At 29.8% G+C, this 12376-nt stretch carries 10 protein-coding genes; 9 read left to right on the plus strand and 1 reads right to left on the minus strand.

All coding sequences use genetic code 11. The features are described 5' to 3' along the window. The first annotated feature begins 131 nt into the window (after positions 1-131). The 8 genes from rpoN to secG all read left to right on the plus strand — a co-directional run bounded on the left by rpoN (position 132) and on the right by secG (position 10101). A complete protein-coding gene (rpoN, locus tag KGF52_RS07290) occupies positions 132-1478 on the plus strand; it encodes an RNA polymerase factor sigma-54 (protein WP_227828388.1) in 1347 nt (448 codons plus the stop codon). 493 nt (positions 1479-1971) lie between these two features. Continuing rightward, positions 1972-2994, plus strand: coding sequence for a sugar-binding domain-containing protein (locus tag KGF52_RS07295; protein ID WP_227839634.1), 1023 nt, complete (start codon positions 1972-1974; stop codon positions 2992-2994). A gap of 59 nt (positions 2995-3053) precedes the next feature. Beyond that, entirely contained in the window at positions 3054-4061 is a 1008-nt protein-coding gene (gene gap / locus KGF52_RS07300) for a type I glyceraldehyde-3-phosphate dehydrogenase (protein ID WP_227433773.1), read from the plus strand. Positions 4062-4282: 221 nt separating this feature from the next. Continuing rightward, complete coding sequence (locus tag KGF52_RS07305; protein ID WP_227839635.1) at positions 4283-5485, plus strand: phosphoglycerate kinase; 1203 nt, start codon at positions 4283-4285, stop codon at positions 5483-5485. 25 nt (positions 5486-5510) lie between these two features. Continuing rightward, the gene (tpiA, locus tag KGF52_RS07310; RefSeq protein WP_227839636.1) at positions 5511-6254 is read left to right on the plus strand and encodes a triose-phosphate isomerase; all 744 of its coding nucleotides are present in this window, start codon (positions 5511-5513) and stop codon (positions 6252-6254) included. A gap of 26 nt (positions 6255-6280) precedes the next feature. Further along, positions 6281-7810 carry a 2,3-bisphosphoglycerate-independent phosphoglycerate mutase gene (gene gpmI / locus KGF52_RS07315; RefSeq protein ID WP_413894787.1) on the plus strand — a complete coding sequence of 510 codons (1530 nt, stop codon included), beginning with the start codon at positions 6281-6283 and terminating at the stop codon, positions 7808-7810. Positions 7811-8221: 411 nt separating this feature from the next. After that, the gene (gene eno / locus KGF52_RS07320) at positions 8222-9514 is read left to right on the plus strand and encodes a phosphopyruvate hydratase (protein WP_227433777.1); all 1293 of its coding nucleotides are present in this window, start codon (positions 8222-8224) and stop codon (positions 9512-9514) included. Between the two features lie 362 nt (positions 9515-9876). Next, the gene (gene secG / locus KGF52_RS07325; protein ID WP_003421948.1) at positions 9877-10101 is read left to right on the plus strand and encodes a preprotein translocase subunit SecG; all 225 of its coding nucleotides are present in this window, start codon (positions 9877-9879) and stop codon (positions 10099-10101) included. Positions 10102-10369: 268 nt separating this feature from the next. Here the strand turns inward: secG and KGF52_RS07330 are convergent, their stop codons facing one another. Then, a complete protein-coding gene (locus KGF52_RS07330) occupies positions 10370-10798 on the minus strand; it encodes a hypothetical protein (protein ID WP_227839638.1) in 429 nt (142 codons plus the stop codon). Between the two features lie 276 nt (positions 10799-11074). Between KGF52_RS07330 and KGF52_RS07335 the strand changes: the two genes are divergently transcribed. Next, positions 11075-12163, plus strand: coding sequence for a rhodanese-like domain-containing protein (locus tag KGF52_RS07335; protein ID WP_227839639.1), 1089 nt, complete (start codon positions 11075-11077; stop codon positions 12161-12163). Positions 12164-12376 lie beyond the last annotated feature (213 nt).

Below are 12376 nucleotides of genomic sequence, written 5' to 3' on the forward strand. Positions count from 1 at the left end.
AAAAAAAATCAATTAAATTGTAAATAAAAAAAACCCTTTTGCATAAGGTATATTTTAAATGATAGAATATACATATACAGGAGGGTTTTTCTTTTATAAAATAAGTTTAATAAAATTGAGAGGTGAGCAAAATGAATTTTAATAATAGTCTAGAGTTAACTCAGTCTCAGAAGCTAATAATGACTACACAACTTAAGCAATCATTATCAATATTAAATATGAGTAAGTTAGAGTTAGAAGAAGAGATTAAAAGGGAAGCAGAGAATAACCCATTAGTCGAAGTTGAGAAAAGTGGGGAGATAAATTGGGAAGAATATATAAAAGATATGGAAAAATCAAGACGTTTAGATAGAACAGAAATAAGTTATAATCCCGACAATGAAGTTAATCTAGAAAATTTAGTTAAATATTCGTCAAATTTATATGAGGATTTGAAGTTTCAGATAAGCCTATATAAGCTAACAGATAAACAAATGGAAGTCTGTGAATATATAATTGATAGCTTAGATGAGGACGGATATTTGAGAACTGAGGAAAAAGTAATTGTTGATACTTTAAAGATAGATGAAGAATTTTTTGAAAAATGCTTGATTAGTGTTCAGCAACTGGAACCTAGTGGAGTAGGTGCAAGAAGTCTTTCGGAATGTCTGATGATTCAAATGGCAAGCTTAGGAATATATAATGAAATTTTAGAGGAAATCGTTACAAAAGACTTAAATTTAATTGCAAATAATAAATATAAAGAGATAAGCAAAAAATACAATATGTCACTACAAAAATGCGTTGAACTAATAAATATAATTAAGACATTAGACCCTAAGCCAGGAAGAACATGTTCAGTAGAAAAAAGTGTATATATCCAACCAGATGTAACAGTTGAAAAAATTGATGATGAATTTATTGTATATTTAAATGAAAAAGACTCCTATCAAATAAAAATAAACAGTTATTATAAAGACATACTAAAAAATTCACAGTCTGATGAAAGTGCAAAAGAATTTATAAAAGAAAGACTAAATTCAGCAACAGGGCTTATGAAAAATATAGAAAGTAGAAAGACTACAGTACTTAGAATTGCAGAAGAAATAGTAAAAGCACAAGATGAATTTTTGCGAAAAGGAACAAAATATATAAAGCCCTTAAAAATGAAAGACATAGCAGAAAAATTAGATTTTCATGAATCTACTATAAGTAGAGGTGTAAATGGGAAATATATGCTGACACCTTTTGGAGTATATGAATTTAGATACTTTTTCAGTAGTGCTATTGAAACAGAAAACCATGAAATGGCATCTAGTACAAGCATAAAAAAAATTATAAAGGAAACAATAAAAGACGAAAATAAAAAGAAACCTTTAAGTGATGACCATATATCTAAGCTATTAAAAGAAAAAGGAATCAATGTTGCAAGAAGAACAGTTGCCAAGTATCGTGAAGAATTAGGAATTTTGTCTTCAAGTAAGAGAAAAGAATTTTAGTAAAAAGAGAAAAGAATATTAGTAAAATAAGGGGAAAAGGTTAATTACAAGACAAATGAGCATTATATAAATGAATTTAAGTATTGGAAAGAAAATTAAATATTAGGAAAAAATCAGGAATTATAACGATAACTAGAGTTAAAAAATACAAAGATAAATAAACTGTTATTGTTAATTTTGAGAGTATAAAAATAAAAACATAAAGTATAAAAACAAAGACATATAGAATCTAGCAGAGTAGAACATATAAGATTGAGTCAAAAATATTAGAATAAAAACCATAAAAATATATGGAAAAAATATTATATAAAAAAGAAAAAATACTGTACTTTGAAAATGGTGGAGAAATTGCTATAAAACAAAAAAATAAAAAAGTTTTTGAAAAACTATTGAAATCTATACGCAAATCCTATAAAATAAAATTATCTTGTGGGACTGAAATAAACACTAGGGACAAAAAAAGTCCCTGAAAGAAAGCAATAAGGAGTATGTTATGAAGAACTTATTAGAAATTCAAAAGAAACTAATTCCACAGGCAATTGAACTTATGGAAAGAAGATACTCTATTTTAAGACAAATATCTTTAAGTGAACCAATAGGTAGAAGAACTTTATCAAATGTATTAGAAATTAGTGAAAGAATAATCAGGTCAGAAACAGAGTTTTTAAAAGAACAAGGACTTATAGATGTTGCTGTATCTGGAATGACTATCACTAAAGAAGGTTCTGATTTGTTAGATAAACTTAAAGACATCATGAGTGACATCATGGGATTGTCTAATTTACAAGATAGGGTCAGAGAAAAGCTTGGAATAAAAAAGGTAATACTAGTTCCTGGAAGCTGTGATGAAAATGGAAGCTTACTAAAAGATGTAACTAGATATGGATGTGAGCATTTCTTAAGTATTTTAAAAGATGGAGATATCGTTTCAATAACAGGGGGAAGCACTATGTTGGAGTTTTCAAACGTTATTAAAACTGATAAAAGGTATCCAAATTCTACAATAGTGCCAGCTAGAGGAAGCATGGGAACTGATGTAGAGATGCAGTCTAATAGTATAGTTGCTTCAGTAAGTAAGAAATTACACTCTAATTGCAAACTTTTACATATACCAGATGAGCTGGACGAGAGTGCAATGAAAACTCTTAGCCAAGTGCCAGAGATTAAGACAACTTTGGAGTATATTAAAAGAACAGACATTTTAGTTTTCAGCATAGGTAGAGCAGATGTCATGGCAAAGAGAAGAAAACTTCCAGAAGATAAAGTTAATGAGATATTATCTAAAAATGCAGTTGGAGAAGCATTTGGATATTATTTCAACAAAGATGGAGAAATAGTTTACAAATTAAATACTGTTGGAATTGATTTAGAGACAGTTAAAGAAGTAAAGGAAACTATTGCAATCTTTGCAGGAACAGAAAAAGCAGAAGCCTTATTAGCCATATCAAATATGCATAAAAACATGGTTCTTGTAACAGATGAAGAAAGTGCTTATAAGATATTGTCATTATTATAAAAGTCAAGAACTAGCACAGAGCTAGACAACATACATTTACTTTATAGGAGGTAGCGAAAATGGTTAAAGTAGCTATAAATGGATTTGGAAGAATAGGAAGATTAGCATTAAGAAAAATGATGGAGCAACAAGATAAGTTTGAAGTTGTTGCAATAAACGACTTAACAGATGCTAAAATGTTAGCTCATTTATTTAAATATGATACAGCTCAAGGAAGATTTAACGGTGAAATAGAAGTTAAAGAAGGTGCTTTTATAGTAAACGGAAAAGAAATAAAAGTAACAGCAGAAAGAAATCCTGCTGACCTACCATGGGCTGAATTAGGAGTAGATATAGTATTAGAATGTACAGGATTCTTTACTTCTAAAGATAAAGCAGAAGCTCATATACAAGCAGGAGCTAAAAAAGTTGTTATATCTGCACCAGCAACTGGAGATTTAAAAACAATAGTATTCAACACAAACAGTGACATATTAGATGGTTCTGAAACAGTTATATCAGGAGCTTCTTGTACAACTAACTGTTTAGCTCCAATGGCTAAAGTATTAAATGATAAATATGGTATAGAAAAAGGATTAATGACTACTATACATGCATACACTAATGACCAAAACACTTTAGATGGTCCTCATCCAAAAGGTGATTTAAGAAGAGCTAGAGCTGCTGCTGGAAACATAGTTCCAAACACTACAGGAGCTGCAAAAGCAATCGGTCTAGTAATACCTGCATTAAAAGGAAAATTAGATGGAGCAGCACAAAGAGTACCAGTTGTAACTGGTTCAATAACTGAATTAGTTTGTACATTAGGAAAAAATGTTACAGTTGAAGAAATAAATGCAGCTATGAAAGAAGCTTCAAACGAATCTTTCGGATACACTGAAGAAATGTTAGTATCTTCTGATATAATCGGAATAAGCTACGGTTCATTATTTGACGCTACTCAAACAAAAGTTATGGAAGTAGACGGAAAACAATTAGTTAAAGTTGTTTCTTGGTATGACAATGAAATGTCTTATACTTCTCAATTAATAAGAACTTTAGGATACTTTGCACAATTAGCAAAATAGTCAGCTTTTAGAAAATAGAAAAGTAGATTGACAAAGTCCGAGTTTGTAGTTTAACACTACGGACTCTGGACTTTTTTTAAGAAAAAATATATAAAATACACCTAAATAATGTTACATACTATATATAAAAATATGATAATATGATATATTTAATAGGGTAAAAGTATGTACTATATTATACTTGGCAATAAAAAATTACTTTATTAAAAGGAGAGATATTTATGTCAATGCTAAACAAAAAAACTATAGAAGATATCGATGTGTGCGGGAAAAAAGTATTAGTGAGATGTGACTTTAATGTACCATTACAAGATGGTGTAATTACTGATGAAAATAGATTAAACGGAGCTTTACCAACAATTCAATATTTAATTTCTAAAGGAGCAAAAGTTATATTATGTTCTCATTTAGGAAAACCAAAAGGAGAAGCTAAACCAGAATTATCTTTAGCACCAGTTGCAAAGAGATTATCTGAAATGTTAGGTAAAGAAGTTGTATTTGCAGCAGATGATAATGTTGTAGGAGAAAATGCAAAAAAAGCTACTGAAAAAATGGAAAACGGAGATGTAGTATTATTAGAAAATACTAGATATAGAAAAGAAGAAACTAAAAACGAAGAAAACTACTCTAAAGAATTAGCTTCACTTGCTGAAATATTTGTAAATGATGCATTTGGAACTGCTCATAGAGCACATTGTTCAACAGTTGGAGCAGGAGAATTTTTACAAGAGAGAGTTTGTGGATACTTAATTCAAAAAGAATTAAAATTCTTAGGAGAAGCTGTTGCAAATCCTGTAAGACCATTTACAGCTATACTTGGAGGGGCTAAAGTTTCTGATAAATTAGCTGTTATAAATGAACTATTAGAAAAAGTTGATAATCTAATAATAGGTGGAGGCATGGCTTATACATTCTTAAAAGCTCAAGGTTATGAAGTAGGTACATCTTTACTTGAAATAGATAAAGTAGAATATGCAAAAGAAATGATGGAAAAAGCTAAGGCAAAAGGCGTTAATTTATTATTACCAGTAGATGTTGTTATGGCAGACCACTTTGCACCAGATGCAACTCCAATAGTAACAGAAGATGCTAATGTAAAAGAAGATTATATGGGACTAGATATGGGACCTAAGACTATAGCAAACTTTGTAAAAACTATAAAAGAATCAAAAACTGTAGTATGGAACGGACCAATGGGAGTATTTGAATTTGAAAACTTTGCAAATGGAACACTATCAGTAGCTAAAGCTATGGCAGAATTAACTGATGCAACTACTGTAATTGGTGGTGGAGATAGTGCAGCAGCAGTTAATCAATTAGGATTTGGTGATAAGATGACTCACGTATCAACAGGTGGAGGAGCATCACTAGAATTTTTAGAAGGTAAAGAATTACCAGGTATTGCAGCATTAGATAATAAATAAACTACTATATAGAGGAGATTGTAAAATGAGAAAACCTATAATTGCAGGAAACTGGAAAATGCATAAAACAATAAAAGAAGCTTTAGAGTTTGTAAATGAAGTTAAAGGGAAAGTTAATGCTGATAAAGCAGAAGCTGTTATATGTGCACCATTTACTTTATTGAAGGATTTAAAAGAAGCTACTAAGGGTACAAATATAAAGATAGGTGCTCAAAATATGCACTTTGAAGAAAAAGGAGCATTTACAGGAGAAGTTTCACCTCTTATGTTAAAAGAAATAGATATGGACTATGTTATAATAGGACATTCAGAAAGAAGACAATACTTCAATGAAACTGATGAAACTGTAAACAAAAAAGTTTTAAAAGCTTTAGAAGTAGAAATAGACCCAATACTATGTATTGGTGAAACTTTAGAACAAAGAGAAGCTGGAAAAACTAAAGATGTTTGTAAAGTTCAAGTTGAAAAAGCTTTAGAGAATGTTCTTAAAGATGATTTAGCAAAAGTAGTTGTTGCATATGAACCAATCTGGGCTATTGGAACTGGTAAAACTGCAACTGCTGAAGATGCTAATGATGTTATATCTTATATAAGAGAAGTTATAAAAGGATTATATGGAGAATTAGCTAATGAAGTTAGAATACAATATGGTGGAAGTGTTAAACCTTCAAATGTAGCTGAAATAATGGGTCAAAGTGATATAGATGGAGCTTTAGTAGGTGGAGCTAGTTTAGCTGCTAATGACTATTTAGACCTTGTTAATTTCTAAGGCGTTAATTTCTAAGGAGTGAAATGATGAAAAAACCAGTTGCTTTAATTATTATGGACGGGTTTGGATATAATAAGGAAGTTAAGGGAAATGCAATTGCTGAATCCAAAATTCCTAATTTAGACAGAATAATGAAAAAATATCCAAATACATTAATAAATGCTAGTGGTCTTGATGTTGGTCTACCTGATGGTCAAATGGGAAATTCAGAAGTTGGTCATACTAATATAGGTGCAGGTAGAATTGTATATCAAGATTTAACTAGAATAACAAAATCTATAAAAGATGGTGACTTTTTTAATAATGAAGTTTTATGTGAAGCTATGGACAATGCAAAAGAACATTCTCTTCATGTAATGGGTCTTTTGTCTGATGGTGGAGTACATTCACATATAGACCATCTTAAAGCCATAATCAAAATGGCAAAAGATAAAGGTGTAGAAAAAGTGTATGTTCATGCATTTACTGATGGTAGAGATACTGACCCTCAAAGTGCATTGGAATATGCTAAGGAAGTACAATCTAGTATGAATGAAATTGGAGTAGGGGAATTTGCTACAGTTTCTGGTAGATACTATGCAATGGATAGAGATAAGAGATGGGAAAGAGTAGAGCTTGCATACAATGCTATGGTTAGAGGTATTGGTGAAAAAGCAACTTCTATTGAAGAAGCTATTCAAAACTCTTATGATAATGGAAAAAATGATGAATTTATAATGCCAACAGTTATTGTTAAAGATGATAAAGCAGTTGGAAGTATAAAAGAAAATGATTCAATTATATTCTTCAATTTCAGACCAGATAGAGCAAGACAAATAACAAGAGCTTTAGTAAGTGAAGAGTTTGATGGATTTAAAAGAGAAGAAATTAAAAACTTCTTTGTATGTTTAACAGAGTACGATATAACTATAAAAGAAGTGCATATAGCATTTGGTCCACAATCTTTAACTAACACTCTAGGTGAGTATTTAGCTAAGAATGGAAAAACTCAATTAAGAGCTGCTGAAACTGAAAAATATGCACATGTTACTTTCTTCTTTAATGGTGGAGTAGAAGAGCCAAACAAAGGTGAAGAGAGATTATTAATACCTTCTCCAAAAGTTGCAACTTACGACTTACAACCAGAGATGTCTGCATATGAATTAACAGACAAAGCTTTAGAAAAACTAGGAGAAGATAAGTTTGACTTTATAGTTTTAAACTTTGCAAACCCTGACATGGTAGGACATACAGGAAGTATTGAAGCAGCTATAAAGGCTGTTGAGACTGTAGATACTTGTGTAGGAAAATTAGTAGATAAAATAATAGAGCTAGGTGGAAGTGCAATAATAACTGCTGACCACGGAAATGCTGAATACATGTTAGACCCACAAACAGGAAAGACTGTAACAGCCCACTCTATTAATCCAGTGCCATTTGTGGTTGTTGGACAAGAATTTGAAGGTGCAAAATTATTAGATTCAGGAAGATTATCTGATATAGCGCCAACTGTTTTAGATATGATGAAGTTAGAAAAACCAGAAGAAATGACTGGTCATTCACTTATTTCAAAATAGTTAAATTTAAGTAAGTAAGATAGTAACTTACAATAAAATAAACTTAAAAAGTATTTCAGTTTAAGTGCATTTTATAAAGTTTAAATAAAATGATGTAAAAAATAATAATTAATATATATTATAAAATCAAAAATTATTAGAATCATTAGTTGTACATTTTGTGTTTTATGTTTTAAATCTATCTATATATTTATGTATTGAAGATTGATTTTGAATAACAGATAAGTTAAAAATTATAAAAAATAAAATAAAAATAGAAACTTTTACAAATTTACCCATCAAATAAATTTGTATCTAATTTTCAAAAATAACTTTCTGTACTATAATATAATAAGTAGATTAAAACTAGTAGACGGATGTTTACAGTAAATGAAAATTTAACTAATAGAAAAATCGAAGGGAGATATACAAATGTCAGTTATTGAATTAGTATATGCTAGAGAAGTATTAGACTCAAGAGGAAATCCAACTGTAGAAGTTGAAGTAGTATTAGAAGATGGAGCAATGGGAAGAGCAATAGTTCCATCAGGTGCATCTACAGGAGCTTTTGAAGCTGTTGAATTAAGAGATGGAGACAAAGGAAGATACTTAGGAAAAGGTGTAGAAACAGCTGTTGCTAACGTAAATGAAATAATAGCACCAGAAATCGAAGGAATGGATGCATTTGACCAACCAGCTATAGATGCAATGATGATAGAATTAGATGGAACTCCAAACAAAGGTAAATTAGGAGCTAATGCTATATTAGGTGTTTCAATGGCAGTAGCTAGAGCAGCTGCTGATGAAATAGGTTTACCATTATTCCAATACTTAGGTGGAGTAAATGCTAAGCAATTACCTGTTCCAATGATGAACATATTAAATGGTGGAGAACATGCTGATAATAACGTTGATGTTCAAGAGTTCATGATATTACCAGTAGGAGCTTGTTGCTTTAAAGAAGGTTTAAGAATGGGAGCAGAAGTATTCCATTCATTAAAGAAAGTTTTAGGAGAAAAAGGATTAGCTTGTGGTGTAGGTGACGAAGGTGGATTCGCTCCAAACTTAGGTTCAAACAGAGAAGCTTTAGAATTAATAGTTGAAGCTATAACAAAAGCTGGATATAAGCCAGGTGAAGATGTTATGTTAGGACTTGACGTTGCTGCTACAGAAATGTACAACAAAGAAACTAAAAAATACGTTTTAGCTGGAGAAGGAAAAGAATTAACTGCTGCTGAAATGGTTGCTTTATATGAAGACTGGTCAAACAACTTCCCAATAATAACTATAGAAGATGGTTTAGATGAAGAAGATTGGGATGGATGGAAATTATTAACTGAAAAATTAGGAAACAAATTACAATTAGTTGGAGATGACTTATTTGTTACTAATACAGAAAGATTAGAAAAAGGAATTGAAAATGGAGTAGCTAACTCTATATTAGTTAAAGTTAACCAAATAGGTACAATAACTGAAACTCTAGATGCAATAGAAATGGCTAAGAGAGCAGGATACACTGCTGTTATATCTCATAGATCAGGAGAAACTGAAGATTCTACTATAGCAGATTTAGCTGTTGCAGTAAATGCTGGACAAATAAAAACTGGTGCTCCATCAAGAACTGATAGAGTTGCTAAATACAACCAATTATTAAGAATAGAAGAAATGGTTGGAGAACAAGCTAGATACTGTGGATTAAAATCTTTCTATAACTTAAAAAAATAATTTTTAAAGATTAAAAAGATAGTATAAAAGATTTTAAGTTTATCTTATAAGAAATAAAAGGGATTAGTGTTAATTGATTTTTCAAAGCACTTGTCCCTTTTTGTATTTAAGTTATTATGAAGAAAATAAATAAAAGCTTTGAAATAATTGCTATAATTCAAAACTATAGATATATTTTGATTTAAATATTTTTCTTTCTAAAATTTATTAATTTTCCTATGTAAAAATACAGTAAAATCTTCTAGCAGTTTGATATAAGTTTTGTTCGTGATTTATGACGAAATGGTCTTGAAATGACTATATTATTATGATACACTAAAGAGTAATGAAATTTAAGTAATAAAAAGATAGGAGGGGCAAGAATGAGCAACATTTTAATGGGTGTGCAAGTAGTACTAGGGATTTTACTAGTAATTAGCATAATGCCTCAAGATTCTAAGAATGCTTTACCTTCAGAGTTTGGTGGAGAAGGAAGTCAAGCTTACTTTAAACCAAAAGGAAAACAAGCATTTCTTGCTAGAGTTACAAAAATAACAGCAGTATTATTTTTTATAAATGCATTGGCACTACTTATAGTTAAGAAGTAGTGATATTGTTGAATAACTGGCCATTATTTAATTAGTGCATTTTGGTTACATTTAAAAATTAAATTTAGTTTTTAATAAAAGCACGTCAACATAAAAAAGTACGTAAAATAAAAGCTGGACTAATGATTTTATATTATTAGTCCAGCTTTTATTTTATGAATGGAGTTAGATATTTATAAAATAAATTTTTTAATATCTAGTTTTTAATATTTAGTTTCTAATATATAGCTTTTAATATCTAGTTTAGATATATATAGCTTTGATATATCTAATTTTTAATCATTCTAGTATACACAATCAACTTGATGATTTGCAAAATAGATACCACACTAAGCATCATTATTAAAAAAAAGTAGGAACTATTAGTATATTGTGTATTTGTTAATATAAACTTTAATAAAAGAGTGTTGATTATTATTGTCAAAAGCCCCATTAATTTACCAAATAAATTATAGTTCTTTTTTAAAATGGTGTTTTGAATTAGCAATATAATTGCAATTATAGTAAAAACGATAAGAATACCTACTAGAGCTATTTTAAGTGATTCAATAGGATAATCTCTTTCAAAGTTTCTGTTAGTGTATGTGACCCACCTGTGCATTCCCATTCTTGTATTTGCATATTTTTCAAAGACCTTACATCCTATTAGAAAAGCAATTTGAAATAGTATTGTAATACTATAGAGTATTTTCTTCATTAGTATTTCTCCTTATTATATTAAATTATAGACAAACTAAAAATATTATGTTGATTTATATTATAATGTTTACTACTCAAATATTATAATATAAATCAATAGAATTTAATAGTAAGACATAAATAGAATGTTGTATAGAAATTTTGTATAAAGGATAAGATGAAGTATAGAAAATTTGTATATCCAATATTATGTATAAGCTGTAGAATTATTGAATAGAAAAAAGCTATATGATATACTTTTTAGGTGAAAACTAGATAAGATGGAGGGAAAAACGTGAAAAAAAGGTTATTAAGTTTACTATTATGTATAGCTATGATTGTGACATTATTAGTTGGGTGTTCAAACAACAATTCAAATGAAGCAAGTAATAAAGATGCTAATGCAGAAAAGGTTACAGCTGACCCAGTTGATACAACAAAAGTATTTGTATCACCTAAGTGGGTAAAAAGTGTTATTGATGGAAATCAACCAGAGTCTAAAAATTATGTTATAGCAGAAGGCTCATGGGGAGCAACTGAACAAAATGAGGGCTACCTGAAACAGCATATACCAGGAGCTATTCATATTGATACAGACTCTTTAGAATATGATAATGATGAAGGAGTAAAAGACTTTGATAACTACAATATCAAACCAGCAGATGTAGTTGAAAAAGTATTACTTAGCAATGGAATTACATCAGATACAACTGTTATACTATATGGTTCTGATTCAGGAGTAGATAGAATAGCATTCATTTGTCTTTGGGCTGGTGTTAAAAATGTTAAAGTTATGGATGGAAGTATTGAAGCATGGAAAAATGCAAAATATGATGTAGAAAAAGGAGCAGTAGAGCCAAAACCTCAAAAAGAGTTTGGTGTAAAAGTTCCAGAACATCCAGAATATGTAATGGACATAAAAGATGTAGAAAATAAATTAAAAAATGACCCTAACTTTAGATTAGTAAGTATAAGAAGCTTAGAAGAGTTCTCTGGAAAAACGAGTGGATACAATTATATTGATAAAGCTGGAGAGCCAAAGGGTGCTGTATGGGGACGTGCAGGTACTGATGCAAGCAGTATGCAAGATTATATGAATGAAGATGGAAGTTATGTAGATTTTGATAAAGTATTAGGTTATTTTAAAGATATTGATGTAACAAAAGATACAAATACAGCATTTTATTGTGGAACTGGATGGAGAGCAACTATTCCTTGGTTAATGTGCTATGAAAATGGATGGAAAAACATCACTTTATTTGATGGTGGATGGTGGCAATGGCAAACACAACCTAATCTACCAGTACAAGTGGGAAATCCTAAAGATGGGGATGTTAAGTATACAACTGTAGGTGAATTATCAACTGATAAAGCTAAAAAATAATATAAAAAAGAGGATATATTAATATAGTTTTTAGAAGTAATAAGTTATATCCTATTTAAAAAAAACTTGAAGTTTTATAAGTTTCAGTAAAGAATACAAGTTTCAATAGAAAAGGGGCTGTTTCAAAATAGAAAAATAAGCCTCTTTTTCATTGTTGAAATAATGGAAATATAGTTGATTTCATACAAAAAAGAGTGTCTCATGAACTAAAAA

Source organism: Clostridioides sp. ZZV15-6597 (assembly GCF_020657815.1).
Classification (GTDB): Bacteria; Bacillota; Clostridia; order Peptostreptococcales; family Peptostreptococcaceae; genus Clostridioides.